The following is a 26969-nucleotide window of genomic DNA, read 5'->3' as shown; positions in this document are numbered from 1 at the left end:
TCACCCCTGAAGCAGCAAGGGTACCCGTCAGTCCCTAGGGGTGGGACGAACGAACGGGAACGCCAGCGTGCTTCGAATGTTCTGGCCCGTCAGCATCATCATGACCCGGTCGACGCCGATGCCCAGACCGCCGGTCGGCGGCATCGCGTACTCGAGTGCTGACAGGAAGTCCTCGTCCAGCGACATCGCTTCGGGATCGCCCGCGGCGGCCTTCAAGGACTGCTCGGTCAGGCGGCGGCGCTGCTCGACCGGATCGACCAGCTCGGAGTACGCCGTACCGATCTCGGCGCCGAAGGCAACCAGGTCCCAGCGCTCGGCCAGCCGCGGATCCGTCCGGTGGTTGCGGGTCAGCGGCGAGGTCTCCAGCGGGAAGTCGGTGTAGAACGTCGGGAACGTCGTGTTCGGCTCCACGAGCTCGTCGTACAGCTCCAGCACCAGCTCACCGGCCGACATCTCGAACGTCGTGTGTACGCCGTGCTCCGCGCAGATCTCTCGCAATTCCTCGACCGGGGTGTTCGAATCGAGGTCCACACCGGCGGCCCGGCCGACGGCGTCGTGGACGGTGACGACGGGCCATTCGCCGGAGATGTCGATCTCGCCGTCGGCCCGCCGTACCACCGGCTTGCCGAAGACCGCGGTCGCGGCCTCGATCAGCAGCTCACGGGTCAGCTCGCGCATCACGTGGTAGTCGGCGTACGGCTGGTAGGCCTCGACCGAGGTGAACTCCGGGTTGTGGGTCGCGTCCGCGCCCTCGTTACGGAAGTTCCGGTTCAGCTCGAAGATCTTGCCCATCCCGCCGACGCTGAGCCGCTTCAGGAACAGCTCCGGCGCGATCCGCAGAAACAGCTCGGTGTCGTAGGCGTTGATGTGGGTGGCGAACGGCCGGGCGTTCGCGCCGCCGTGCACCGCCTGCAGCATCGGCGTCTCGACCTCGATGAACCCGCGGGTCTCGAAACCGTTGCGGATGGCCCGTACGGCGGCACTGCGCTGCTGCATCATTCGCAGCGAGTCCGGGTTCATCACCAGGTCGATATGCCGCTGCCGCACCCGCGCCTCGGGATCGGTGAACCCCTTCCGCTTGTCCGGCAACGGATGCAGGCACTTGGCCGCCATCACCCACGACGTCGCCGCGATCGACAGCTCACCGCGCCGGCTCGTCACCACCTCGCCGGTCACGCTGACGTGGTCGCCGATGTCGACGAGTCGCCGCCACTGCTCGAGCGGTACGTCGCCGCACGCCTCGGCCGTGAACATCACCTGCAGTTGTGTCAACCCGTCCTGCAACTGCGCGAACGCGAGGCCGCCGTGGTTCCGCATCCGCAGCACGCGACCGGTCACCGACACCAGGTGATCGGTGTGATGGTCCGGCGGCAGGTTCGGGTACAGCTCCCGCACGCGCTCGAGCGTCTCGGTCCGCGGCACGCTGACGGGGTAGGGATCGATGCCCGCGGCAACGAGCTCGGTGAGCTTCGCCCGCCGGATCTGCTCCTGCTCGGTCAGCTTGCGCTCCGGCAACGCCGGCCGCAGCAGCTCGTTCTCCTGCTCGCGCACGGCGGTGGCGAACGCGCGCCCGTCCGCTGCCATGATCGCGTGCCGCTCGGCCGTTTCGACGGTGTCGACGCGGGTCCACGGCCGGGGCGCGGGCAGGAAGCCCTCCGCAGTACCGGCTGCCAGCACCACCTGGGCGAGCGACGCGCCCCGCGAGTAGCACATCAGCCGCGGCGACCAGCGCGGCAGATATTTTTCGTTCGACTGGTAGAGACTCTCCAGCTGCCAGAAGCGCGAGGCGCCGGTGAGCAGCGCGTTGGTGAAGCGCAGTACCGGACCGGCGCCGACCCGCTCCGCATCGCTGAAGATCTCGCGGAACATCGCGAAGTTCAGCGAGATCCGGTGGATGCCGAGATCGCCGGACGCCTCGATCAGCGAGGTGACCATGAACTCCATCAACCCGTTCGCGGACTCCGGGTCGCGCCGCATCAGGTCCAGCGACACACCCCGCACGCCCCACGGAACGAACGACAACAGCCCGCGGACGACGCCGTCCGCGTCCCGCGCGATGACCATCACGCACCGGGCATCGGCCTGATCGCCGAGCCGCCCGAGCGCCATCGAGAACCCACGCTCGGTCCGCGCGCCCCGCCACCGCTCGGCCAGATGGACGTACTGCGACAACGTCTCCGGCGACAGGTCCCCGTGCCGCACAACCTCTGCGTGGTACCCGGCCCGCTGTACGCGCGTCACCGCCTGCCGCACCGGGCGCATCGTCCGGCCCTCGAGCGTGAAGTCCGCGACGTCGATGATCGCCTCGTCACCCATCGACAACGCGCGCAGACCCGCGTCGACGTACGCGTGGGCTGCCTCCTCGCTCGCGGACAGGACGGCGGGGGACCAGCCGTACCGTCGGGCCTCGGCGAGCCAGCGCTGGATCGCGGCCGGCCACGCGACCGGATCGCCCAATGGATCCCCGCTCGCGAGACTGACGCCGTTGACCACGCGGTAGGCGATCGCTGCGTCGTTGTCCGGCGAGAAGACGACCGCCTTGTCGCGGCGGGTGGCGAAGTACCCGAGCGAGTCCCGCTCGCCGTGCAGCAGCAGGAGCCGCCGTACTTCGAGCTCCTCGGGCTGGGTCAGGTACCGGACGCGTTGGACCGAGCGGAGGAAGATCCAGAACGCGATCACCAGCGAGGCCGCCGAGATCGCGCCCACCGACAGGCCGATCCAGCCGTGCCCTTCGTGGCCGCCGAGCTTGCTCCGGGACTGGCCGAGGGCAGCGATGATCGCCCAGCCGATCTTCTGTCGCTGACCGCTCAGCGTCCGCGGGAAGATCTGGGTGAGCGTGATGCTGACTGCGATCGAGATCAGCATGCCGAAGACCAGCGCGCCGACCGCGAGCCGGCGCGTACCGGGGGCGAGGCGGGCCGGGAAAGCGCCGCGGATCTTCCACAACAGCACGATGATGGCGGCGACGACGACCCACTGGATGATGGCCCACTCGAGGTCCTGGACCGTGGTGCGGTCCAGGTCGGACAGCCACTCGGTGCCGCTCGGACTGCTCAGCCGGACGGTGCTGAACGCGATGTAAGCGGTCAGGCCGAGGAGCCAGAGCGCTTCGAAGACCCACAGCACCCAGAGCAGTGCGGCTCGCTTACCGCGCAGCAAGGCGCTGCCGACCACCGCGAGGTAGACGGCGGAGAAGAACGTGTGGCCCGCCGGGATGCCGACGAAATCGAACGCCATGTCCACGTGTTTGACGAGGATCGGCGCTCCGATGTGCAGCGGAATGGCAAGAAAGGACCACACCGAGGCGAGCACGACGACGCGGCCCACCCAGACCGCGGAACGGTGCTGCCACACCGGTGTCACTACTGATTGTTCCGACCGCACCAGCCGATCATCCCATTAGTTCGCTGAGACTTCGGTCGACCTAGCACTACCTCGACCCTACCCCTGACGCCACAGCCAATACTTTGGTTGACATGCCACGCTGACGAGCATGGACGCTGTCCCGTACCGCCCGGTCCGCAACCTGTTGCTGGCCGCCGCGGTGCTCTACTGCAGCCTGCTGCTGGAGGCGGCGGCCGGGTTCCCGCTGAGCGTCCGCACGTCGTTCCTGAGCGAGCTCGGCGCACGGGACCAGTCGACCAGCTTGTATGCCCGGGCGATGGACCTGTCCAGCAGCGTGCTGACACTGCTCGCGGTCCTGCTCGCCCGCCGGAGTCGGGAGCTGGCCGGGCTGCTGATCAGTACTGCGGTCTTCGCGTTCGGGACCATGTTCGACTCGTTCTCACCGATGGACTGCGCGCCATCGGTGAGCGCTGCGTGCCGTGCGAGCGAGGTGAACGGGCAGGCCGGCGCCGCGCTGGTGCTGCACGAGGCGACGTCGACCATTGCCGGTGCCGGCACGATTGCCATGGCCGTCTTCGCTCTGATCGCGGTGTATCGCCGCGGCTGGGGCGGTTGGTGGAGCAAGCTGCTCGCCGTACTCGCCGGAGGGGTCCTGCTCACGCAGGTCTGGCTCGGGTCAGTGGTCGCCTACGAGACGTTGAGCGGCCAGGAGGTGGCTGCGCCGGGCATCCTGCAACGGGCCTCTACCCTGCTGTTCTGCTTAATGTTGGGGACTTTGCTACCAGGTCTGAGGCAAGCTTTCTCTCGATGACCGTGATCTGGATCGTGGTGCCCGGCCTGGCCGAGACTCCGGAGGAGTTCGCCCGGGTCGTCGAGCTGTTGCCGGACGAGGACGTCCGCGTGATCGATCCGTGGCTGACGCCGATCACGTCCGAGGTGGACGCGTTGCGCGCGGCGGCCGACGTACCGCCCGACGCGGAGATCGGATTGATCGGGCATTCGATCGGAGGACTCGCCGTACTGCGCTGGGCGCTCACCCGGCCGCTCGAGGTGACCCGGCTGGTGCTGGTCGACACCAGTCTGACCTCGGAGACGGGCTGGCGTGCGTTCTACCCCGGCACGCGTGGTGACCGGGCGGTGCGGGCGCTGGCGCGGTTCCTCGGGCGGACCGGTCTACCGAGCGTCATCGGTACGGGACTGCGCCGGCTGAGCGTCCGCGTCGGCAGCACGTCGAACCACGACCTGTTGTCGAAGGCAACGGCGAGGAGCAGGTACGGCGCGGACTCGTCGTGGCTGCTGTTCTGGGACGAACTGGCGGGCAGCTGGGAGCTGGCCGCCGAGGTACAGAAGCTGGTCGCGGGACCGGTCGGCGCACTGGCTCCGACCACGCTGCTCGTCGCCACCGGCGGCAGTTCCCGCTTCACCGCCACCCGCTGGCTGGCAGGCCAACGCCGCCTGGCCGACAAGCTCGGCGGCACAGTCGAGGTGCTCCCGGACTCCGCCCACCTGGTCCATCTGGACCGGCCAGACGCAATCGCCGCCGCCGTACCCCGGTAAGGCCTAGGTAGTGCTGGTCATGGCAGGGGTTGGGAGCTTGCGCTGCCAGACCTCGTCCAGGGCCATGCGCATCGCGCCGGTGACCACGGCGTCCTCGGCCAGGGCGGACAGCTCCAGCTTCGGGTGGTTGAGCGTCAGTAGGCGCAGCTGGTCGGAGATGGCGTCCAGCAGTACGGCGCCGGCTCGCGCCACACCGCCGCCGATGACCACGGCGGTCGGGTCCAGCACCAGGATGGACGGAGCCAGTGCACGCGCGAACGACCGCGCGACCTGCTGTACGACGGCCTGCGCGACCGGGTCACGATCCGCCGCAGCGGCGAACACGTCCGCGGTGTCCAGCTGGTCTCCGCCCAGCTCGGCGAGACGCGACTCCGGGTGGTCCAGCGCGGCCTGACGTCCGAGTGCCGCGATTGCCTCCGAGCCGACCGCACGCTCGAGCGGTCCGCGGCTGTCCTCGGGGTTGATCACGTCATCCGGACCTGTGGCGATGAAGCCGATCTCACCGGCCGCTCCGGTGCCCCGGTGCAGCCGGCCGTCGATGACGATGCCCGCACCGAGCCGCTCGCCCCACTGGACCGCCAGCAGCGTGCCGGTGCCACCTCGCGCGGCAGCGATCGCCAGCGCGGCCAGGTTGGCGTCGTTGTCCAGCATAACCGGGCAGTCGAGCAGACCGCGCACGTGCTTGATCAGGTCGATCGCCGACCAGCCCGGCACGCTGGGAACCAGCTGGACCCGCCCGGTGTGCTCGTCGACGATGCCAGGGCTCGCGGCGACGGCAGCGGCCACGTCCTCGGCCGGCACCTCGGCCTCCGCGAGCGCCTCGGTGATCACCTCACCGATGACGCCGAGCAGCTCCTGTGCGGTCCAGCCCGGTCCAGAGCGCCGTACCAGCGACAGCTTGCGGCCGGCCAGGTCGGAGACGCCGACGGTCACGCGGTGCGGACCGACGTCGAGGCCGAGCACCGGCGCGGCGCGGCCGCGCAGCGAGACGCGGATCGCCGGGCGACCGAGCGATCGGTCAGCGGAATCGGGGCCGTGCTGCTGCAGCCAACCGGCGTCCAGCAGCTCGTCGACGGCCTGTGCGACCGTCGGTCTGGCCAGACCGGTCCGTTCGACCAGTTCAGCGACGCGCAACGGTGCCGGCGCGGACCGTCGGACCGCATCCAGGACCGAGGCGACATTGATCCGCCGCAGCATCGTCGTACCGCCGCCGCCGACCGTTCCCTTGCTCATGTCCGACCCCTTGCCTGCCACTCGCACAGTATAGATAGCGAGCGTTCGTAAATACTGTCCACTGGCCGCGTCGGTTGGCGGAGACCGATGCGTGAGTCGACAACTATCACCCAACAGGTGCCAGATGTTCCAGCACACGCATCGCTGTCCGGAATCGGGTCAGGTTATGGCTCAACCCTGGAGCGCGGTCCGGGCAAAACTGCTCAGTGCCTCCCGATCCGGTTGCTGGGTCTTACTCATCAGACTCGCCACATGCTTCTCCACGGTCCGCGGCGAGATGTGCAGCCGGGACGCGATCGACTTGTTCCCGATCCTGTCCACCAGCAGCTGGCACACCTCGAACTCACGAGTGGTGATCCCGAGCTGCCGCAGGTGCGCCGGAACCAGCTCCGATCCGTTCCGCCGCTGGGAGACCGTCGCGCCGAGCTGCCGCATCAGACCGCGACAAGCACTCGCCACGGCCGGGATGCCCGCGGTGTGGAAGTAGTCCTCGGCCAGCCGCAACCACCCGACCGGATCACCCCACCCGTCGGCGTAGGCAGGCTCGGCAACCAGACGCAGGCCGAGGTTTCGCGCCAGCGGGAACAGCGCCGCGGTCTCCGTCGCCTCCTGCACCTTGGCGTTGGCTGCTTCGACCTTGCCGTCCCGGCCGAGCAGTACGGCCTCTGCGAACTGGACGAACTGCCTGTTCCACCGCATCCCGCTCGCCGCGGTCGCGGTCACCGCCTCGAAGTGCGCCCAGCCGTTGCGCCCGGACAGTACGCCGAGCAGCAGCGCCAGACCGTTCTTGCCGGTCAGGTGCAGGGTGGTCGGGTTCTGCGCGTCGTACGCGAGCGCCTGCGCCAGGTCGGAGTCGGCCAGCTCGCGGTTCTCCTCGAGCAACGCGCAGAACGCCCGCGCCAGCCCGTAGGAGTACGGCAACTCGTACGACGCTCGCTCGCCACCCCAGTTCGCGACCTCGGCCAGCGCTGCTTCCATCGCGGCCCGATGGCCCTGGTGCGCCTCCAGCATCGCCTTGATCGCCAGGAAATAGGTCGCGGCCCGCCCCATCCGTAGTCGCCGGGTGACCTCCAGGCACTCGGCGATGATCTCGGCGGCCCGGGCGTACTCGGACCGCAGGATCGCCTGCTGGCCGAGGATGCCGTCCATCTCGTACATCAACTGGATGGCGCCGATCCGCAAAGCCTGCTGCCGGGCCTGCTCGAGCTCGAGGATGCTGCCGTTCGCGAGGCAGATGGTGCCCGCCTGGAAGAAGTGCGAGGCGACTCGCTGGTGCGTCATCCCTTGGTCCTCGGCGATCTGCCGGGCCCGATGGAAGTAGTCGACCGACCGGTCGAGGTCGTGCTCGCGGGCCAGGATCCCCAGCAGTTGCAGAGACTCGCAGGCCACCTCGGGCAGCTCCGCGCGTTCGGCCGCCGCGGCCGCGCGGAGAGCCAGTTCGGTCGCGGTCTTGAGCCGGCCAGGGCTCGTGCGGGCCAGCTCGAGGTTGGCCGCGATCGCGTCGACCGGGGCGAGATCGGCGTCGCCGGCATCGCTGCCGAGCAAGGTGCGGGCGGTCGCGACATGCGTCAGCGCGGCAGACCAGCGACCGGCCATCATTTCGGCGTTGGCGAGCTGGACGTGCAGTGCGGCGACCTTGCGGCTGTCGAGGTTGCGGTCCGCCAGTTCGTCAACGGTCGCGGCGTGGGTGGCGATGTGCTCGTAGCCCCCGGTCTCGCTCAGCGCGAGCAGCAGCGAGCCGAGCACGTCTGCCCGGTGGCTGATATCGGGATCGGCGATGAGCAGGGTGTTCGCCCGCTCGAGCAGGTTGGCCGCCGACCCGGTCGAGCCGTCGTCGAACGACCGGCGGCCGGCCAGCGCGAACAGCCGCCCGGCACGGATGCTGTCGCCACCGGTGTCGGCGAGCTCGGCGACCATCGGGCACCACTCGCCCGGCAGACCGGGATGCAGTGCCTCGACCGCGTCGGCGCAGCGACTGGCCAGGTTCGACCGTTCGGTCGGCGTCAGGCCGGCGAGCAGCGATTCGGCGGTGAGCGGATGCCGGAACGCGTACCAGTCGGGCGCCGGCTCGTCCGGACCGACCAGCTGGGCGGCCACGCCGGCCCGGAGCGTGGCCAGCAGTTGGCGTTCGTCCGTCCCGGTCGCCTCGCGTACGACGCTCAGCGGGAACCGGTGCCCGATCACCGCGGCGAGCACGAGGATGTCCCGCGACTGCGGCCCGAGCTGCGCGGTACGGCTGCTGATACTGCGCACCACCGCGGCCGGGACGTTCGTGTGCAGGTCGTCGACCACCTGCACGCTGCCGTCCGGACCGGACACCAGCTGTCCGCTGCGGTTCGCCTCCTGCAGCAGCTCTTCGACGATGAAGGGGACTCCGGCGCTGTCGTTCCACAACTGGTCCGCCAGCTGCTCCGGCACGCCGTCGACCGGAACCTCGAGGCAACCCGCGGCGAGCTCGGCAACCTCCGTCCGCCGCAGCGGTTGCAGCTCGATCAGTTCGGCGGTACCTCGCTGCGCCGACAACCGTGCCAGCTCGTACGCCGCGCAGGTCTCGGACCGCATCGTCGCGACGAGCGCGATCGGCTGGTTGTCCAGGTTGTCGAGCATGTACTCGATCACGGCCAGCGTCTCCGGGTCGGAACCGTGCAGGTCTTCAAGGACGAGTAAGCACCCGTGCTCCCGGCCGACGAGGGTCAGCAGTCGCAGTACTGCCTCCCCGAGTACGACCGGTGACGCAGCGGTGTCGTGCGCGGTACCGTCGTCCCAGTCCGGAACGAGCCGGCCGAGCACCTGCTGGTACGGCCCGAGGACCTCGGTCGCGGGCATCTCACCACGCCGGATGAGCGACAGCAGCGCCTCGGTGAACGGGCGGAAGGCAACCATCGTGCCGATCGCCCCGACCCGTCCGCGCAGCGTCGTCATGCCCGCGTCGAGCGCCTCGGTGGTAGCCGTCGCGGCAAGCCGGCTCTTTCCGATGCCGGGCTCGCCGACCAGGAAGATCGCACCACCCCGACCGTCACCGGCGCCGGCCAGCAGGCGGTGGTGGCTCTCGATCTCCCGGGCTCTGCCGACGACGGTAGGCGAACGGGTCTGCACGATTGCCAACTGTAACGACGAATTGCTGTCACCGCAGATAGCTTGACCGAGGGCCGGTTGTACCGGACCCTCGGTCAAACGTTCGCTGGTGTGTGCCAGCAGGTCGTCGAACCTAGATCGTGCCGAACGGGCGGCCGTCGGGCGCCGCCACTACGGCGGCTGCCAATGCGCTCAGGCCGACGGTTCCGACCAGGGCCATCGCGCGCATGCCGACCTTGTGCCGCATCGGCAACGTGATCGGACCGAGCGGGTCAGTGTGTTCCGGAGCGGCGGACTGTGCGTCGGCCGTGGTGCTGGGCTGAACATCGTGGTGCTGTGCGGTGTGGTGCTGGGCGGTCATGTCGTTCCCCTTGTCACTGTGTGGGCTCTGGCGCTGTGCCACACCTCGACCCGGCGGTTGGTTCGAGCAACAGGACGGACGGAACCCGTTCGGGGTACGCAAGACGGAGCAGCCCGTATCCGATCCCAGCCAGACCGGTCAGCAGGCCTGGAGACGGTACGGCGCGTGGTGTTCCGCACTGCGGCCCGTACTGCTGCACTGCCGCGAGCACCAACCCGGCACGACGTCGTCGTACCGCCTCTGCAGTTGGGTACTCACGTGCGGCGAGCCACATCAGTGACTCCACCGCGCCGAGCTCGCCGTGGCACAGACTCAGGTCGGCGAGCACCGGACGTTCTTTCGCGGCCCTCAGGTAGCTGTCGAGGTCCGCTGGTACTCCGGCCGCCGCCCGAGCCAGTGCGGTCCCGGCGTCGCCCGAGCACCAGCCGTGGCCGGCGGGTGCGTTCCGCCGGTCGAGGTCGGCTGCTGTCCGGGCGGCATCCAGGTACCTGTCACCAGGTACGCCGTACTGTCCGAGCGACCATGCGATCCCCTGATAGCCGCGAGCGAAGCCGTGATCCGCTGCTACTCGGCCACGGAGGCCGCTCTCGACTGTGGTGGCCAGGTGATTCGCATACCGCTCGGCCAATCGGTCGGCGGCCGGAAATCCTGTTATTGCTTGCATCGCGGCCAGTCCGCCGGCCGCGCCTTCGACGTACGACGGGAACTCGGTGGTGTCCGTCGTGAGCTGCTCGGTGAGCTCCAGCGATGCTGTCAGCCAGCTGGTCAGTCCGGAGTCTCCGAGCAGCGTGGACAGCCGGTGGAGGCCGTAGCTGATACCGCCGAGGCCGTGGAAGCCCGGTCCGACGAATTGAGCCGACTCCAGGTCACCGGCCAGCGCTTCGAGCAGCAGCGGGATCGGACGGATCGCGTCGCGGGCCAGTTCGTAGTACTTGCCGGCTCCGGTGAGGGCGCCGACCTGTGCGAGGAACAGCGCCGTACCGGTGTAGCCGTTGGACAGGCCGGCGCCCATGGGACGCACAGCCCAGTGGTGGTCGTCGAGCAGTTCGAGACCGAGCCAGTTGGCCGCGCCGCCGGTTTCACCGATCACCTGCGCGACGATCTCGTCGGCGATGTCGGTGGCCGCGGCGAGGAGCTGATCGGGGTCGGCTTCGGTCGTGCCGAGATGTTGCCTCGTCCTCGTACTGACGTGCTTGATCGGCTCCGGACGGGTGGCCAGCGACGCGGAGATCAGCCAGGTCTGCCGATGCTCGTCCACGTCACTGAGGTTTGCGATCTTCGCCTCGACCGCCGCAAGCCCTGTAGTTGCGAGGACATCGGCGATCCGGGTGCCGTCCGACGCCCACACGTCGGTGCTGTCCGGGCGAGCAGTGAACAGCGGTACGTCGCCTGCCCACAGGTCGGCGAGCTCCTGCGGGACGATCGCGTGCAGCGATTCGTCGGCATCCCACAACAGGTCCAGCAGCTGACTCCGGCCGGCCGCGTCACGCAGTGCGTCCGGGTGGGTCGACTCATCCAGCAGACCTTTGTACAGAGACGTGCTGCGCGGAACGAACCGGAGTTCGTCCGAGGCGCACTGCGCCAGCAATCCGTGCGGTCCGAGGAACTCCTCGCGGTGCCGGGCAATCGCCTCATACGCGGCCCGGAATCCTGTCAGTACAGCGATCTCATGCTCGCGCGGCTCGATCGTCGCCCCGTCCAGCATCGGCCGGTTGACGGCGTTGGTCGTCTGTCCGGGACGACGCACCAGGTGCATGGAGTCCAGTCCCGCGTCGGCCCAGTCGACCACGCTCGTCGGAGCGGTCGACCCGCCGCCGAGACCGGACACATCCGCGACGCCGAACTCTCCCGGCACGAGCAGCGGAAGCAGCGCCGTGCGGTACACCGAGGCAACCAGCGCGCGGTCCGCCGGATCGTGGCTCGACGCCGTCGCCGGGAGCCGACTGGGGTGGAACAGCGTCTCGACGTCCACCAGCACCGGCTGGTCGCCGGCGGCGATCAGGTTCTCGAAGTGCATGTCGGTGCCGTCGAGCACGTACAGCAAAGCCAGCAGAGCACCTTGCCGCTGGTAGAACCGCCGTACGCCGGCGAAGTCTTCGCACGGCTCGTGGTCGACGTACTCCAGCCAGCCGTAGCTGTCCCGGGTCTGTAGGCCGACCGTGCGGATGTCCACTGCGGTCTTGGCGTTCAGCCAGTCGACGAAGGTGTTGAAGTGCTGGTGAAGCTCCAGCGAACGCGGCTTGTACACCAGCCGGCGTCCGTCCGCGAACGTGAGGATCGCTGTGCACCGACCACCCCGGTGCGGGTCGCCGCCGGGGTCGATCGAGGTCAGTGCGCCGGGGTCGCGGCCGTCCAGTAGTCCGGTGACGAGTGACTCACGGTCCTCGGCGAGTCGGGCCAGCAGCTCGAGGTGACCCTCGACGCCCTGTCGGCACGATTCGCCCAGGACCCGGGCCAGCACCGGGTACGCGGCCAGCAACTCCGCCAGCTCGCTCCCTCCGACCAGCCGGTGGGCGAAGTCGAGGAACCGTGCGGCAGGGGTGTCGCCGGCCAGCTCGCCGCGGTCCCGGGCCCGGGCGAGCTCCAGGACCAGCGTGCGGGCGGCCAGCTTGACCAGGCGGAGTCCTAGCCGCTGCAGGAACTGCTCGGCGAGTACGCCGGTGTGCCCGGCCGCGGCCAGGTCCCGGCGAGCCGAGTCCAGGAGCGGTTCCAGGCAAGGCATGAGCGCCTGCCGCCAGTCCGTGCCGGACCCATCCGTTGCCGCGGCCGCTCCACCTGACGTGTAGCCGCCAATGACACCGGTCCCTGCAGGGTCTCGACCGGCGGCAGGCGCGCTCGGTGGGAGAGAGGTACTGCGCTCCACGTACTCGGCCCAGGCCGGCGCGGAGTGGGTCAACTCGTGCGGTCGAACGCCCGCTGACCACCAGCTCTTGCGCTGGCTGATCCGGGCCGTTCCCGCGGTCGCTGAGTTGAGCACGGGCTCAGGCTGCCATCGGGGACAGGGCCCGGGCATGGGTACTCAGCCCCCATATTCTTGACCGTTCCGAGTAGGTGTAGCTGAGTGTCGACCGGTGTCTGCCGCGGGGTGACGACTGGGGGGTTGACGACCCCGCGGCAGCAGACCGGGCCGCCCGGCCTTTGGTGGAAAGCCGGCGGCACCCCGGAACGATGCCTGCGCCGGACCGGGCGCGACAAGGGCTGTGAACACCCATTTTCGGACGGCCCCTGGGGGCACTGAGGATGGGGGCAACGTCGCCGGAACTTGGGTGGCGAATCCCCATGCGTGAACAGGACCCGCACTGTCACGGTGGGCCAGTGCTCACCACTGTCGCTCCCGGACTACCCGTCTCGGCTCACTCTGTGCTGGACGTTGTTCCGCAGCTGCCCGGTCAGTCGGCTGCGGCCGCTCTCCGGGAGACAGCAGAGGTGGCACTGGCCGCCGACGACCTCGGATACCGCCGGTTCTGGCTGGGTGAGCAGCACGGTGTCCGAGGCGTCGGCGGAGCAGCACCAGCTGTGCTCGCCGCTGTGCTGGCGGCGCGGACCGATCGGATCCGCTTGGGCGCCGGCGGAGTACTACTGACCAACCACCAGCCGCTTGTCGTCGCAGAGCAGTTCGCTGCGCTCGCGGCGGCGTACCCGAGTCGGATCGACCTGGGGGTGGGGGAGCAGCGCGGCGTTGCACCTAGTACTGCGGCGGCACTCGCGGGTGGCGCGCGTGACTCGTTCCCGCAGCGGCTGGACGAGCTATGCGGGTTCTTGCGCGACGGTACGCCGGGCCGGGTGCCGGTCGGCGACGTACGGCTGTCGCTGGCTGGCTTGCCGCCTCCAGTCTTCGTCCTGGCCGATCACGCCGGTACCGCGGTGACCGCCGCCGTACGCGGACTGCCGCTCTTCCTCGCGCACCACTGCGCGGCTGGGGTGACGCCGGCTGCGGTGGCGGCGTACCGGGAGCACTTCGAGCCGACCGGACCGAAGGTACGGCCGTACCTCGCCGTCACGGTCGGTGTCGTGGCAGCTGACTCCGAGGAGGAGGCCTTCGCTCGATTCGCGGAGTACATCCGCGTGAAGACCCGACTCGCCGCAGCTGGACCACGGGCCACGTCGGGCGAGCTGATGGCTCTGCTGGAAGCGCCGTTGACCGGGCGCGAGCGTGGACGCGCAGAGCGACTGCTGGACGACCCGGGCCACATTGTCGGCTCACGTGCGACCGTGGCAGCCGGGCTGGGCGCACTGGTCGCGAGTACGACGGCAGACGAGGTCATGCTCGTCCCGCTGGCCTTCGACGGGCTGATCCGCTCGGCGATCCTGCGCACTGTCGCAGCCGGTCTGACTCGCATCGTCCGTACCGTCCCCAGACACTCACCGCCCTTGATAGCCACCGCCTAGTCTGGGTACTGCGAACCAGACGAGAGGCGGGTCCATGTCATCGGAGCGGGAAGTTGTCGAGGCGTGTCCGACCGAGCTGTTCATCGGAGGCAAGTGGGTAGCGGCCGAGGGCGGTAAGACCCTCGCCGTCGAGGACCCGGCCACTGGTGCGACGCTCTGCGACGTGGCGGATGCCAGTCCGGCCGACGGCAAGGCCGCGCTGGATGCAGCGGTTGCTGCGCAGGCAGAGTGGGCGGCCACGCCACCACGTGAGCGCGGCGAGATCCTGCGCCGTACCTATGAGTTGATGACTGAGCGTGCCGACGACCTCGCTTTGCTGATGACGCTCGAGATGGGCAAGCCGGTCGCCGAGTCCAAGGGCGAGATCGCTTACGCAGCTGAGTTCTTCCGCTGGTTCGCGGAGGAAGCGGTGCGGATCGAGGGCGGGTACCAGATCGCACCGAACGGCTCGGGGCGCTTCCTGCTGATGCGCCAGCCGATCGGACCGTGCCTGCTGATCACCCCGTGGAACTTCCCGGCGGCGATGGGTGCGCGCAAGATCGGACCGGCCGTCGCCGCCGGCTGCACGATGGTGATCAAGCCGGCACAGCAGACACCGCTGTCGATGCTCAAGCTGGCCGAGCTGATGACCGAGGCCGGTCTCCCCGCCGGTGTGCTGAACGTGGTCACCACCAACGATGCGGGCGCCGTGATGGAGCCGCTGATCCGCGACGGTCGCGCCCGGAAGCTGTCCTTCACCGGGTCGACCCCCATCGGCCGCAAGCTGATCGAGCAGGCCGCCGACCAGGTACTGCGGACGAGCATGGAGCTCGGCGGGAACGCGCCGCTGCTCGTGTTCGAGGACGCCGACCTGGACAAGGCGGTCGACGGCGCGATGCTGGCCAAGATGCGCAACGGCGGCGAGGCCTGTACGTCGGCCAACCGGATCTACGTGCACTCCTCGGTGATGGAGGAGTTCTCGTCCCGGCTGACCGAGCGGATGGCGGCACTCAAGGTCGGCCGCGGCACGGAAGAGGGCGTCAACGTCGGCCCGCTGATCGACGGCAAGCAACGGGACAAGGTCGCCGACCTGGTCGCCGACGCGATCGCCCAGGGAGCGCGCACACTGACCGGCGGTTCGGTTGCTGAGGGCAACGGATACTTCTTCCAGCCGACCGTGCTGGCCGACGTGCCGGCGACCGCCCGGCTGCAGAAGGAGGAGATCTTCGGCCCGGTCGCACCACTGACCGCCTTCGAAACCGAGGACGAGGCCGTGCAGATGGCGAACGACACGGAGTTCGGCCTGGTCTCCTACCTGTTCACCAAGGACCTGAGCCGCGCCCTCCGGGTCTCCGAACGCCTGGAGGCCGGCATGATCGGCCTCAACCAAGGCATCGTCTCCAACCCAGCAGCCCCCTTCGGCGGCGTAAAACAATCCGGCCTCGGCCGCGAAGGCGGCACAGTAGGCATAGACGAGTACCTGGAACTCAAGTACGTCGCAGTCAACATCGACTGAAGAGATAGTGGCGGGTGTGCAATCTCGACAGGAGGTGTCAGGTGGTCGGGCTTGGTTTCAGGCGTGCACGGGCGGGCTGTGGCCGGTAGCGGAGGTATACGTCCTGTCGAGCTGCAGATGAACCGCGGTCTCTCCGTGCTTACTTGATCAGCTGGGTGACCGTGACCAGTTGGTAGCCGCGGGCCCGGAGTTCGCGGACGATCGGGCCTACGGCCTGGGCGGTGTACGGGGCGTTGTCGCCGCCGTGCATGTGGAGGACGACTATCGAGCCGTTTTGGGCGTGGTCCAGGACCTGTTTGATGATGGGGTGGGGCGACTTGGCGAAGCCGTCTGCGCCGGGCACGTCCAGGCCTACTGCGGTGACGCCGGCTGGAGCCAGCTCGCGTAGGGCGGTGGTGTCGTAGCAGCCGCCGGGGAAGCGGAACCACCTGGTGGCGTGGGGATCTACGCGGTCCAGCTCGACGATTGCCCGCCGTACGTCGGCAAGCATCTGGTCGCGCGGCACCGTACCCAACGTGTAGCAATGCTCGGTGAAACCGCGGTGATCGTACGTGTGCGTCCCGAGCTCGAAGAGCGGGTCCCGAGCGAGCTGACGAGTGACATCCGGGTACTGCTCCATCCACATCCCGGTCAGGAACATGGTCGCCGGTACGTGCAGCGCGTGCAGCTCGTCGATCAGCGCCTTGTTGTAGTACGACTTGACCTTGCCGGACGCCAACCGCTTGCGCATCAGCGCAGTCAGGTCCGCGTCGAAGGTCAATGCGATCTGCTTCTTGTCGCGCGGCCCGTGATCGAGCACAGGCATGAGCTTCGCGTTGCTGGATGCGCCAGGCTTGGCCTGCACCGGTGCGATCGTCGGACGGATCGGCTTCGCAGTACGCACAGGCACGGAAGGTGCGCGGGTCTGCGGCGTTTCGATCGGTCTGGTGTTGCTGCAAGCAACAAGCGTCAACAGCAGGGCACCGGCCAGTACGTGCTTCCCCCAGGTCACGATCCCCCAGTATGCCTACCGCCAGGGTCGCTGCTCCCAGTCGGTCCGGGTCATCGCCCACACCTGCACGTCGTGCACGCCGTGGTGCACGAACGCCTGCCGCAGCGTGCCCTCGTGCACCATTCCCAGCCGCTTGGCGGTCGCAGCGCTCCGGGCGTTGTCCGCAGTACAGCGCCATTCGACCCGGTTGAGACCGCGTACGCCGAACGCCCAGTCGATCATCCGCTGGGCGGCCCGCGTGACCAGTCCGCGGCCCTCAGCCTCCGGAGCCACCCACGCGCCGAGCTCGGTGATCCCCAGGTCCGTGTCGAAGCCGCGGAACTGCATACCGCCGACGAGCTCGCCGTCGAGCCAGATGCCGTACATCCGGCCCTCGTCGGCCGCCTGTCGGTGCGCGTACCGGCTCAGGTAGTTCCGGGCCTTCTCCAAGTCCGTCACCACCTCGACCCACGGCGCGTACGGCGCGAGCGCGTCCCGAGCCTTGTCGACATGAGCCAGGAACTCAGCCGCCTGCCACGGCTCGAGCGGCCGCAACTCGGCCGACTCGGTCAGCTGGACAGCAAAGCGCATCCGCTCACTATAGGAGGGTGTCTGAGAACCCTGCGCCTATTGCGCGGCACTCGGCACGGCGCAGGATCCTCAGACACCCTCCACGGTCAGCGTCAGCCGCTGGATCCCCCAGTTGTCCGCGGCCGAGCCCGGCGGGAACCATACGTCGACGATGTCGTCCTTGATCCAGCTGCCGATGTCGGCCGCGTAGCAGTGGCCGTAGCCGGGGACGTAGAGGCGGGTGCCCCACGGGATGATGCGCGCGTCCACCGCGCAGATCCCGGTGCCGGCGTTGTAGCCGAGCGCAGTCTGCGCCACGTCGTTGTACGCCGACACCCGGTAGTTCAGCGTGGTCCCGACCGGCATCCGGTACGACGCCAAGTGGTTCGACGAGTCGAGCCGGTACGACGTACTGATCTGGCCGATCGACGACGCAGCAGTGTCCTCGGCCGACATCGCGTACACCTGGTAGTGCGCACCGGCGCACGGGCTCGCGTCCGCGACCTGCAGCGTCGGCTGACCCCAGTCGCTGATCCACTGCAGCGCCTGACCGTTCCGGAACGCCCGGTACGCCTTCGCGCCGGCCACCCGGTTGAACGTGAACGTCACCTTTCCGTCCGCACCCAGCCCACCGCTGATCCCACCCGGCGCGGGCAGCCGGCCGCTGACGTCGTACGGCGGTGCGGTGGTCCCGTTGCCGTGACCGCCGGAGATCGGCCGGTCGGGGATCGGACCGGTGTAGAAGTGCTGGCAGGCCGGCAAAGCGGCCGACGCGGTGGCCGGAGCCACCACCAGAGAAGCGAAACTCAGCAGGACAACAGCGAGAGAGCGCATGACAACAAGACCTCCAAGGCGGGGCGGGACCAGGGAGCTTTACCCCCAAGTAGCGGTCCCGCCACACCTTTAGTCAAGGTCTCGACGTAAATCAGTTCACCAGATCGTTCGCCGACCGCAGCACGGGTACGCCGACCTCGGACGGGGCGGTCGCACCGGTGACATGGAACGTATGAGTCTCGCCGGCCGAGAGCGTGATCAGGCACGAGTCCACCCGTGCCGCTGGGTCCAGCCGGTCCGGGAAGAGGGCCAGATCCTTCGCAAGTGCGCTGGCCGTCACGGTCACGTCGTACCCGCCGTCGGTCTTCGTGACCGTGGTCGAGTAGGCGTCGGCCGCCAATGCCAGGGCGGTGTCCTCGACGAAGTACCAGTGCGCCGCCGTCGAGTCGCCGCGGACCTCGACGTACTCCGCCGCCGGGTCGGACGCGACAGCAACCGAATCGGGCAGGCCGTTGAGCACCGCCGACCGAGCCGGCACCTCGAGGGTGAACGTCTCGCGGGCCAGCACCTCACCATCCCGAGCGGTCGACCGCCGGGTCACCGTCACCTCGGTCGTCCAGGCGTCGTCCGTGTCGTTGTGCGCGGCAACGACCAGCCCGTCCTCGCGCGGCTGAACGGTCAGCAGCCGATCGGCGTACACCCGCTTCAGCGCGAACCACAACGGCTTGCGGATCCCATGACCGTCGACGGCTGCCCAGGAGACCACCGGCCAGTTGTCGTTCAGCTGCCAGACCACCGCGCCGGTGTTCAACGGGAACAACGACCGGAAGTGCTCGATGCCGTAGGCAACAGCCCGCGCCTGGTTCAGCTGCGTGGTCCAGTGCCAGTCGTCGATGTCTTTCCAGGCCGGCAGGTGTTCGCCGAGCCCTCGCTCGAGCTTGAGGTTGCCCTCGAATGCCTTCTGATGCACCAGCATCTGCGCACCGTAAGGATCCAACGGCGCGTCGTGCACCACCGACGTCAACGTCGACCAGGCCGGCGGCCCCTGGAAGCCGAACTCCGACACGAACCGCGGCTTGTAGTTGCGGTACGTCGTGTAGTCCACCTGGTTCCACACATCCCAGATGTGCATGGTCCCGTGCCGCTCGTCGTTCGGGTGGATGAACTGGTCGAACGAGTACGGGCTACCGGCCGAGTACGGCGTCCGCGGGTCGAGCTCGGCGACGATCTTCGGCAGCAGGTCGAGGTAGTACCCGGCGCCCCACGGCCGCCCGGCCAGCGGGACCCGCCAGCTCCACTCGACGTACCCCCAGATGTTCTCGTTGTTGCCGTTCCACACCGCGAGGCTGGCGTGCTTGCTCAGCCGCGTGACCGCCTGGCGCGCCTCGGCCTCGACCTCGCTCCGCAGCGGCTCCTCCTCCGAGTACGCCGCGCACGCGAACAGGAAGTCCTGCCAGACAAGGATTCCCAGCTCGTCGCAGATGTCGTAGAAGTCTTCGCTCTCGTAGATCCCGCCGCCCCACACGCGCAGCAGGTTCATGCCGGCGTCGACGGCGTCCTGGATGCTGGTCCGGTACGTCTCGGCATTCAAGCGGGTGATGAACGCGTCGTCCGGGATCCAGTTCGCGCCGCGCACATAGATCGGCTTGCCGTTCACCGACAGCACGAACGGCGAACCGTCGTTGTCCGGGGCAACGTTCACGGTGATGTCGCGGAAGCCGACCCGCCCGTTCCAGGTCTCGTCGGTCAGCGTCACCACCACGTCGTACAGCGGCTGCTCGCCGTGCCCGCGGGGCCACCAGAGGTTCACCTCGGGGACCTTGTTGGTGAGTACGACGGTGTCCCATCCGGGCTTCACGCTCGCGGTCTGCGTCGTCCCGCCAACCTCTACCGTGACAGTCGCATACTCGGCGGCAGTGTCGGTCCACGCCAGTGAGACGAAGGTGTTGAGTACGCCGTCCGCCCCAGCGAGCGGCCGGACCGAGTCGATCCGTACGCCGGACCAGGACTCGATCCGGATCGGCTGCCAGATACCCGCGGTCGCGACGTCCGGTCCCCAGTCCCAGCCGAAGTTCGAGGCCATCTTCCGCAGCTCGTTGTACGGGTGCAGGTTGGTGTGCGGCCAGCTGCCGACCTTTGCCCGCTCCGCCTCGGCCGCCGCCACCGGACCCTCGAACTCGATCACCAGCTCGTTGTCCCCAGCAACCAGTACGCCGGTGAGGTCGAATCGGTACGAGCGGTGCTGGTTCGCGGTCCGGCCGATCTCCTGACCGTTCAGCGTCACGGTCGCGACTGTGTCGAGCCCTTCGGCGACCAACTCCTGCCGGTCGTTGCCGTCAGCAGTCCAGCTGAACGTCGTCCGGTAGCTCCACCGGGTCCGTCCGATCCAGTGCAGCTTCGACTCGTTGTCGCCGTCGAACGGGTCCGGGATCTCGCCGGCCGCGAGCAGGTCGGTGTGCACCTCGCCGGGCACGGTCGCGGCCACCAGCCGGTCGAGCAGGCCGTCGGGCGCCGGACCGTCGACGGCGCGGACGGTCCAGGCGGCGCCGCCGTCGGTGGTGAGGTCGAGGGTCTTCAGCGATGTCACAGTCGGGCTCCAGGGAGGTGAACCGGTTTAGTAGAACCGCTCCTCACCACGGAGTGAGGAGCGGCGGACGTCAGTTGTCCAGCACGTACCGTCGCCACAGTTCGGCGAGGGCACGGTGTCCGGCCGGGCTCGGGTGCACGCCGTCTCCGGCGAGCGTTTCGGGGCCGACGGACGCGGCCTGCTTCGTCAGCTCGACGTCGGTCGGCACCAGGATCGCGCCGTACTCGACGGCCAGCTTGCGGACCACCTCGAGCTTCGGGTCCAGGTCCTCACGCCACACGTCCTGCCCGTCCTTCACCGGCAGCAGGAACGGCTCCATCAGGACCACCGGACAGTTCAGCGGGTCGAGCAGCGCGCGGTACGACGCCTCGAAGGACTCGGCCGTCGTCGGGTCGTTCTCGTCGTACCGCCGCCAGGTGTCGTTGATCCCGATCAGGATCGACACCAGCGACGGGTCGTGGGCCAGCACATCGGTCGACCACCGGTCGGCCAGATCGGCCGCCCGGTTGCCACTGATGCCGGCATTGACGATGTTCGGCCGGTGTTCGCCGAGGTCGTCGTAGAGATCGCGGACATAGCCGTTCCCGAGCCGGGAAGGGTCGGTGCGGCGGCCGCAGTCGGTGACCGAGTCCCCGGCGAACACGACGGTCCGCCGGGGATCGAGGAAGATGCTGGTCATAGCGTTGCTGCGGTCACGTCCCAGTCGTCCGGCAGGATCGGCGCGACCTCGACCGTGCTGCTCACGTCGACGAACGCGCTGGTGTCGATCGAGTCGGTGATGGAGGCCATCACGTCGACGATGTGGAACGCCAGCGCCCCGGTCGCCCGGTGCGGCCGGCCGGCCCGGATCGCCCGCGCCATCTCCAGCACACCGGTGCCACGCTGAGCCACCGCCTTGGTGTCGGCGACGGTCTCCCAGTCGTCGGCGCCGCGGCGACGGATCTTGATCTCACCGTCGAACCCGTTCGGGTCCGGTACGGCGAGGGTCGCGTCCGAGCCGGTGATCTCGACGAACCCGGCCCGCGACAGCGGCGAGTCGAAGCTGAAGATGCTCTGCGACGACTGACCCGACTCGAACTTCGCGATCGCGCTGACATGCGTCGGCACGGTCACGTCGAAGTCGGTCCCCGCCAGCGGACCGGAGCCGATCGTGCGCTTTTCTTTCGACTTCGACCCGATCCCCGCGACCGCGGCGACCGGACCGAACAGCTGCACCAGCGTGGTCAGGTAGTACGGGCCGATGTCCCACAGCGGGCCCGCGCCCTCCTGGAACAGGAACGCCGGGTTCGGGTGCCAGGACTCCGGGCCGGGGGACTGCATCAGCGTCAGCGCGGTCAGCGGCGTACCGATGTCACCGCGCTCGATGATGCGACGGGACTCCTGCAGACCCGGGCCGAGGATGGTGTCGGGTGCGCAGCCCAGCCGCACGCCCGCGTCCTGTGCCGTGGCCAGCAGTTTGAGCCCGCTGTCCTGGTCCAGCGAGAACGGCTTCTCGCTCCAGACATGCTTGCCTGCGGCAACCGCTGCGAGGGCCACCTCGACGTGCGCGATCGGGATGGTCAGGTTGACCACGATCTCGACGTCCGCGTTGTTCAGCACGGCCTCGGGCCCGCCGTGGGCCTCGATCCCGTACTGCTTGGCCTTCTCCTCGGCGGCTTCCGGCCGCAGGTCGCCGATCGCGACGACCTTCAGGTCCGGGAAGCTCTGCATGCTCTTGATGTAGGCGTCGGAGATGACTCCGGCGCCGATCACACCTACGCCAACTGCTGTCATGCAGGCGCACCCTCTCCGGTGAGGAACGTGTAGCTGCCTTCGACCGCGTCCATGATCTCGCCGGTGAAGTCGTCCAGCTCGACCACGCGGAGCGCGTTCGGCGCGGCGGCCAGGATGTCCCGGACCGCGATGACGCCGTCGCCGACCGCGACCTGGGCCTTGTTGTTCAGCGTGCCGTCGCCGTCCTTGACGTGGATCGCCTTGACTCGGTCGCCGAACTTGCCGAGCAGGGCCGGTACGTCGGCGCCGCCGACGGCCGCCCAGTACGTGTCGACCTCGAGGATCACGTCGTCGGACAGGTTGTCGACCAGGATCTCCAGCCCGTGCGCGCCGCCGATCTTCGACTCGAGCTCGAACTGGTGGTTGTGGTAGCCGACCGTGATGCCGTGGTCGGCGGCCTCGATCGCGGCCTTGTTCAGCCCGTCCGCGATGACCTTGATGTCGTCGGCGTTCTGCCAGCGAGCCGGGTCGGTGTGCGGGTCGATCACCGTGGTGATGCCCAGGCGCTTGGCGGCGGCGTAGATCGGGCCGGCCTCGTCGCGCAGCAGGCCGGCGTGCGTGGTGGGGGCCGAGAGTCCGTGCTTGGGCAGCGCGTCGGCCAGACGGTCCGCGTAGGCGGTCACACCGAAGGGCTCGACCTTGGTGTAGCCGATCTCCGCGATGCGTGCCAGGGTGCCGTCGAAGTCCTCTTCGAGCTTGCCCCGGACCGTGTACAACTGGAGGGACAGGTGGTCCACTGCGACCATTGGTTTCTCCTTGTCGGCGGCGCGTCACCCGCTGCCCTGGGGTTTACGCCGACTGATAAGCCGAACCGGTTAAGTAACGACGGCAACGGTATCCCACCGAGCCCCGGCGGCACCACCCTCCGCCCAACGACTGGGCGGTCACCTAGCAGGTCTCTCGGGTTCCCGAGTTTGATCAAACGGTCACTTTGTGTGCTCAAGTGATGACAGGGTGTTCAAGTCAGGCGCACACTGGAGGATTCCGGACCGACCGTCAGCGGTCCGGCCGCCCGTGAGGAGTGAACCGTTGTGTCCCGAGTGACCATCAAGGAGATCGCCCGCCGCTGTGGTGTCTCCCAAGGCGCCGTTTCGTACGCCCTCAACAACCAGCCCGGGGTGTCGGCGGCCACCCGCGCGCGTGTGCTGCAGGTCGCTGCGGAGCTGGAGTGGGTGCCCAACCGGGCTGCCCGCCAGTTGTCCGCGGCGCGCAGCGAGACGTTCGGGCTGGTGCTCGCGAGGTCGGCGCAGACCTTGATCGAGGAGCCGTACTTCATGGGCTTCGTCGGCGGCGTCGAGTCGGTCCTCGCGGAGAAGTCGTACGCGTTGGCCTTGCAGGTCGTGGCCGATCTCGACGACGAGCTGGCGACGTACCGGAAGTGGGCCGCCGAGCGCCGCGTCGACGGCGTGATCGTCGTCGACCTCCGCGTCGCCGATCCGCGCCTCCCGGTACTGCGGAAGCTCGGCCTGCCGGCCGTTCTGGTCGGGGATCCGGCGCTCGCGGACGGGATGCCGTGCGTCTGGACGGACGGTGCGGCGGCGATGAACGCGGCGCTCGATCACGTCGCGTCGCTCGGCCACCGGGTGATCGCGCGCGTCGCGGGGCCGCCGGAGTACGGCGATGTCTGGATCCGCGACCAGGCCTTCGAGCTGGCCACCCGCCGGTTGTCGATCGAGACCCGCATCCATCACACCGACTACTCCGCCGCCCAGGGCGCTGCCGCCACGCGCGACGTGGTCACCGCCTCGCCGCGCCCGACCGCGATCATCTACGACAACGACCTGATGGCGGTGGCCGGCCTGGCCGTCATCCACGGGCTTGGCCTCCGCACGCCCGACGACATCACCCTGGTCGCCTGGGACGACTCGGCCCTCTGCCGAATCACTCACCCGACCCTCACCGCCCTCAGCCACAACGTCGTCGGCTACGGCGCCGAGGTGACCCACCGCCTCCTCGACCTCCTCGCCGGCGCAACCCCCCAGTCCCACCTCTACTCCACGCCCCTCCTCATCATCCGCGACAGCTCCGGCTCCCCACCCGCTGTCCCTCTCGGGGGTTAACCCCCGAGATCTGTCCGTCTCAGGGGTTAACCCCCGAGGTGGTCGGTTGCACCGCGGGATTTCGGGTCCGCAACCGACCAGGTGCGGGGTTGACCCCTGAGACGTCCCGGGGGCGTCCCGGGGGCGGGGATCAGCAGGCCGTCACCGTGACCGGTACGCCGTTGACCGCGGCGGTACCGGCCACGGCGTCGGTGTATCCGGCGTCGGTCACGTCGTTGACGCTCTGGCCGGGCACCTGGTTCGCGATCGTCAGGCGCGCGCCTGGCCGGTTGTGGCCGAAGCCGTGCGGCAGGCTGACGACCCCGGGCATGATGTCGTTGCTGGAGGCAACTTCTACGGAGATCGAGCCGGCCGCCGAGGTGACTGTGACGAACTGGCCGTCGGTGAGTGCGCGCTCGGCCAGGTCGTCGGGATTCATCAGCAGCTGGTGCCGGGGCTTGCCTTTCACCAACCGCGCCGAGTTGTGCATCCAGGAGTTGTTGTTGCGGAGGTGGCGTCGACCGATCAGGAGGAGCTGGCCGTCCAGTTCGTTGAGTGAATCCAGCCGCGGCAGGTCGTCGAGGATCATCCGCTGCGCCAGATCGATCCGCTTCGACTTGTGATGCAGCGCTGCGGGCAACGCGGGCTGCAGCGGTCCGAGATCGATCCCGCCCGGTGACTTCCGGAGCTTGGCCACCGACAACCGGTACGGCCCGATCCGCAAGCCGGCGTCCACGATCCGGCGCGGCGGGACCCGCAGCCGAGCGGTCACCTCGACCCGACGACGGCCCCACGGAGTACGCCGCACGAACGCCAACCCGAGATCCCGGAAGATCTCCCAGTCGTGCCGAGCCTCCGCGGGCTTGGGCAGTACTGCGTCGTTCCAGCGCGCGGTGTTGCGTACGGCGAGTTGGTGGAAGATCACGTCGTAGTGGTCGCGCTCGAGCGGTGGCGCCGGCGGCAGGATCACGTCCGCGTGCCGGGTGGTCTCGTTGATGTACGGGTCGACCGCGACCATGAACTCCAGCGAACCGAGCGCCTCGTCCAGCTTGCGGCCGTTCGGCGTCGACAGCACAGGGTTGCCGGCCACTGTCACCATCGCCCGGATCTGGCCGTCGCCCGGCGTCAGGATCTCCTCGGCCATCGTCGAAACCGGCAGCTCGCCGCCGAACTCGGGCAGCCCCCGCACGCGGCTCTTCCACACGCCGATATGCCCGCGCCCCAGCCCGAGCAACGGGTTCACAGCCGGCCGCGGGAACATCGTCCCGCCCGGCCGATCGAGGTTCCCGGTGATGATGTTCAGCACCTGGATCGCCCACTGGCAGATCGCGCCGAACTGCTGCGTCGACACCCCGACCCGCCCGTAACAAGCGGCCCGGTCAGCCTCGGCGAACTCGCGAGCAACCCGCCGGATCACGTCAGCCGGGATGCCGGTGATCCCCGCCGCCCGCTCCGGCGTCCACGGCTCAACCACCTCCTCGACCGTCGCCAGCCCGTCGACGTACTCCGCCGGACGGGCAGCACCCAGCGAGATCACCTCATGGATCAACGCGAGCAGGAACGCCGCATCCGTGCCCGGCCGGACGAAGTGATGCTCGTCGGCGACGGCCGCCGTCTCGGTCCGCCGCGGATCGATGACGACGACCTTCCCGCCGCGCTTGCGCACGTCCTTCAGCCGCCGCCCGAACCCGGGCGCCGTCATCATGCTGCCGTTCGACGCGAGCGGATTCGCGCCGACCATCAGCAGGTACGACGTCCGGTCGATGTCCGGCACCGCGACCATCAGCTGATGTCCGTACAGCAGGTACGACGACAGCATGTGCGGCAGCTGATCGATCGACGTCGCGCTGAACTTGTTCCGGGTCCGCAGCTGCCTGACCATCGTCGGCATGTGCGTGAGCGCGCCGAGACTGTGCACGTTCGGGTTGCCGAGGTACACCCCGACCGAATTCCGGCCGTGCTCGTTCTGGATCCCGGTGAGCTTGTCGACGATGAGCTCGTACGCCGCGTCCCACCCGATCTCCTGCCAGCCGTCGGGCGTGCGTCGTACCGGCGTGGTCAACCGGTCGGGGTCCTCCTGGAGATCACGAAGCGCGACCGCCTTCGGGCAGATATGACCGTGGGACAGCGGGTCCGACTCGTCGCCGCGGATGTCGGTGACGCGGCCGTTCTCGACGGTCACGAGCACGCCGCAGATCGCTTCACACAGGTTGCACGAGGTCCGCAGTACGGTCATCCACTCAAACTACCCTCGGGTAAGGAGAGTCGCCATCAGTCGAAGACGGCCTCGTCGAGTCGCCCGAGAATCGCGTCGACCGTCTCGCCGACCGACAGGTCGGAGTTGTCCAGCCACAATCCGCGCCGCGGACTGAACGCGTGCAGCTCGTAATCGAGCTCGTCGACCAGATGACGCGCTCCGCCGAGCCGGCCGGAGATGACCTCGGGCCGAGGCGTCAGTACGACGAGGTACCGCGGGCGGGTCCGGATGCCGTCGAGGAACTCGCGCAGCAATTCACCGATGACGACGTCCTGCAGTACGACGGTGAAACCCGCCTTCGCGTACTCGTCGGCGGCCAGGCAGGCGAGCCGGTAGCGGAGCTGGAGCTGACGCTGCGCTTCGAGTACGTCGTCGGCCATCGAGGCCTGTCCGCTGACGATCATCCGCCGGAAAACATCCCCCCGAAGATGCACGCCGTACTGGAATCTTTCGGCCAGCATCTGGGACACCGACGACTTCCCCGCCGCCATGATTCCACTGACGACGATCACCCCCTCGGACTCCATGCGGTGATCGTGCCACG

Annotated in this window: 19 protein-coding genes; 5 read left to right on the top strand and 14 right to left on the bottom strand. The window is 68.8% G+C overall.

Annotated features, from left to right (window positions below):
* Nucleotides 1-27 precede the first annotated feature (27 nt).
* Nucleotides 28-3354 carry a bifunctional lysylphosphatidylglycerol synthetase/lysine--tRNA ligase LysX gene (gene lysX, locus EV645_RS10910; RefSeq protein ID WP_242000326.1) on the bottom strand — a complete coding sequence of 1109 codons (3327 nt, stop codon included), beginning with the start codon at nt 3352-3354 and terminating at the stop codon, nt 28-30.
* Between the two features lie 139 nt (nt 3355-3493).
* Here lysX and EV645_RS10905 point away from each other — a divergent pair, with 139 nt between their 5' ends.
* Together EV645_RS10905 and EV645_RS10900 are read left to right on the top strand one after the other, a co-directional pair.
* Nucleotides 3494-4156, top strand: coding sequence for a DUF998 domain-containing protein (locus EV645_RS10905; protein ID WP_130442257.1), 663 nt, complete (start codon nt 3494-3496; stop codon nt 4154-4156).
* A complete protein-coding gene (locus EV645_RS10900; protein WP_130442255.1) occupies nt 4153-4902 on the top strand; it encodes an alpha/beta fold hydrolase in 750 nt (249 codons plus the stop codon). The genes EV645_RS10905 and EV645_RS10900 overlap by 4 nt, the downstream gene beginning before the upstream one ends.
* A gap of 3 nt (nt 4903-4905) precedes the next feature.
* Here the strand turns inward: EV645_RS10900 and EV645_RS10895 are convergent, their stop codons facing one another.
* The 4 genes from EV645_RS10895 to EV645_RS10880 all read right to left on the bottom strand — a co-directional run bounded on the left by EV645_RS10895 (nt 4906) and on the right by EV645_RS10880 (nt 12293).
* Entirely contained in the window at nt 4906-6135 is a 1230-nt protein-coding gene (locus tag EV645_RS10895) for an ROK family transcriptional regulator (RefSeq protein WP_233714893.1), read from the bottom strand.
* Between the two features lie 171 nt (nt 6136-6306).
* A complete protein-coding gene (locus EV645_RS10890; protein ID WP_130442251.1) occupies nt 6307-9231 on the bottom strand; it encodes a helix-turn-helix transcriptional regulator in 2925 nt (974 codons plus the stop codon).
* A gap of 112 nt (nt 9232-9343) precedes the next feature.
* Nucleotides 9344-9571: a hypothetical protein gene (locus tag EV645_RS10885; protein WP_130442249.1), complete on the bottom strand. Its 228-nt coding sequence runs from the start codon at nt 9569-9571 to the stop codon at nt 9344-9346.
* 13 nt (nt 9572-9584) lie between these two features.
* Complete coding sequence (locus EV645_RS10880; protein ID WP_242000325.1) at nt 9585-12293, bottom strand: type 2 lanthipeptide synthetase LanM family protein; 2709 nt, start codon at nt 12291-12293, stop codon at nt 9585-9587.
* A gap of 638 nt (nt 12294-12931) precedes the next feature.
* Here EV645_RS10880 and EV645_RS10875 point away from each other — a divergent pair.
* Nucleotides 12932-13960: an MsnO8 family LLM class oxidoreductase gene (locus tag EV645_RS10875; protein WP_242000324.1), complete on the top strand. Its 1029-nt coding sequence runs from the start codon at nt 12932-12934 to the stop codon at nt 13958-13960.
* A gap of 34 nt (nt 13961-13994) precedes the next feature.
* Complete coding sequence (locus tag EV645_RS10870; protein ID WP_130442243.1) at nt 13995-15455, top strand: NAD-dependent succinate-semialdehyde dehydrogenase; 1461 nt, start codon at nt 13995-13997, stop codon at nt 15453-15455.
* 139 nt (nt 15456-15594) lie between these two features.
* Here EV645_RS10870 and EV645_RS10865 read toward each other — a convergent pair whose 3' ends face one another.
* The 7 genes from EV645_RS10865 to EV645_RS10835 all read right to left on the bottom strand — a co-directional run bounded on the left by EV645_RS10865 (nt 15595) and on the right by EV645_RS10835 (nt 22875).
* Nucleotides 15595-16446 (bottom strand): polysaccharide deacetylase family protein, encoded by an 852-nt coding sequence (locus EV645_RS10865; protein ID WP_242000323.1) that lies wholly within the window; start codon nt 16444-16446, stop codon nt 15595-15597.
* A gap of 15 nt (nt 16447-16461) precedes the next feature.
* Entirely contained in the window at nt 16462-17016 is a 555-nt protein-coding gene (locus EV645_RS10860) for a GNAT family N-acetyltransferase (RefSeq protein WP_130442241.1), read from the bottom strand.
* Nucleotides 17017-17085: 69 nt separating this feature from the next.
* The gene (locus EV645_RS10855) at nt 17086-17829 is read right to left on the bottom strand and encodes a 3D domain-containing protein (protein WP_130442240.1); all 744 of its coding nucleotides are present in this window, start codon (nt 17827-17829) and stop codon (nt 17086-17088) included.
* Between the two features lie 91 nt (nt 17830-17920).
* Nucleotides 17921-20356, bottom strand: a complete 2436-nt coding sequence (locus EV645_RS10850; protein ID WP_130442238.1) for a glycoside hydrolase family 2 protein — start codon at nt 20354-20356, stop codon at nt 17921-17923.
* A gap of 70 nt (nt 20357-20426) precedes the next feature.
* Entirely contained in the window at nt 20427-21035 is a 609-nt protein-coding gene (locus EV645_RS10845) for an SGNH/GDSL hydrolase family protein (protein WP_130442236.1), read from the bottom strand.
* A complete protein-coding gene (locus EV645_RS10840; protein ID WP_130442234.1) occupies nt 21032-22129 on the bottom strand; it encodes a Gfo/Idh/MocA family protein in 1098 nt (365 codons plus the stop codon). Before EV645_RS10840 ends, EV645_RS10845 begins: the two co-directional genes overlap by 4 nt.
* Nucleotides 22126-22875 (bottom strand): sugar phosphate isomerase/epimerase family protein, encoded by a 750-nt coding sequence (locus EV645_RS10835; protein ID WP_130442232.1) that lies wholly within the window; start codon nt 22873-22875, stop codon nt 22126-22128. Before EV645_RS10835 ends, EV645_RS10840 begins: the two co-directional genes overlap by 4 nt.
* A gap of 285 nt (nt 22876-23160) precedes the next feature.
* On the opposite strand from EV645_RS10835, the gene EV645_RS10830 reads away from it, so the two are divergent.
* A complete protein-coding gene (locus EV645_RS10830) occupies nt 23161-24189 on the top strand; it encodes a LacI family DNA-binding transcriptional regulator (RefSeq protein WP_130442230.1) in 1029 nt (342 codons plus the stop codon).
* 130 nt (nt 24190-24319) lie between these two features.
* Here the strand turns inward: EV645_RS10830 and EV645_RS10825 are convergent, their stop codons facing one another.
* Together EV645_RS10825 and EV645_RS10820 are read right to left on the bottom strand one after the other, a co-directional pair.
* A complete protein-coding gene (locus tag EV645_RS10825; protein WP_130442229.1) occupies nt 24320-26404 on the bottom strand; it encodes a molybdopterin-dependent oxidoreductase in 2085 nt (694 codons plus the stop codon).
* Between the two features lie 35 nt (nt 26405-26439).
* A complete protein-coding gene (locus EV645_RS10820) occupies nt 26440-26952 on the bottom strand; it encodes an AAA family ATPase (RefSeq protein WP_130442227.1) in 513 nt (170 codons plus the stop codon).
* Between the last annotated feature and the right edge of the window lie 17 nt (nt 26953-26969).

Origin of the sequence: Kribbella rubisoli (genome assembly GCF_004217145.1) — a bacterium.
In the GTDB taxonomy this organism is placed as follows: Bacteria; Actinomycetota; Actinomycetes; order Propionibacteriales; family Kribbellaceae; genus Kribbella; species Kribbella rubisoli.
Note: the sequence above shows the minus strand (reverse complement) of the source record. Positions and strands in the feature narration are given on the sequence as shown.

Coding starts and splice junctions, on each gene's coding strand:
- EV645_RS10905 (WP_130442257.1), top strand. CDS start 3,494: ATGGACGCTGTCCCGTACCGCCCGGTCCGCAACCTGTTGCTGGCCGCC.
- EV645_RS10900 (WP_130442255.1), top strand. CDS start 4,153: ATGACCGTGATCTGGATCGTGGTGCCCGGCCTGGCCGAGACTCCGGAG.
- EV645_RS10895 (WP_233714893.1), bottom strand. CDS start 6,135: ATGAGCAAGGGAACGGTCGGCGGCGGCGGTACGACGATGCTGCGGCGG.
- EV645_RS10885 (WP_130442249.1), bottom strand. CDS start 9,571: ATGACCGCCCAGCACCACACCGCACAGCACCACGATGTTCAGCCCAGC.
- EV645_RS10880 (WP_242000325.1), bottom strand. CDS start 12,293: ATGCCTTGCCTGGAACCGCTCCTGGACTCGGCTCGCCGGGACCTGGCC.
- EV645_RS10870 (WP_130442243.1), top strand. CDS start 13,995: ATGTCATCGGAGCGGGAAGTTGTCGAGGCGTGTCCGACCGAGCTGTTC.
- EV645_RS10860 (WP_130442241.1), bottom strand. CDS start 17,016: ATGCGCTTTGCTGTCCAGCTGACCGAGTCGGCCGAGTTGCGGCCGCTC.
- EV645_RS10855 (WP_130442240.1), bottom strand. CDS start 17,829: ATGCGCTCTCTCGCTGTTGTCCTGCTGAGTTTCGCTTCTCTGGTGGTG.
- EV645_RS10845 (WP_130442236.1), bottom strand. CDS start 21,035: ATGACCAGCATCTTCCTCGATCCCCGGCGGACCGTCGTGTTCGCCGGG.
- EV645_RS10840 (WP_130442234.1), bottom strand. CDS start 22,129: ATGACAGCAGTTGGCGTAGGTGTGATCGGCGCCGGAGTCATCTCCGAC.
- EV645_RS10835 (WP_130442232.1), bottom strand. CDS start 22,875: ATGGTCGCAGTGGACCACCTGTCCCTCCAGTTGTACACGGTCCGGGGC.
- EV645_RS10825 (WP_130442229.1), bottom strand. CDS start 26,404: ATGACCGTACTGCGGACCTCGTGCAACCTGTGTGAAGCGATCTGCGGC.
- EV645_RS10820 (WP_130442227.1), bottom strand. CDS start 26,952: ATGGAGTCCGAGGGGGTGATCGTCGTCAGTGGAATCATGGCGGCGGGG.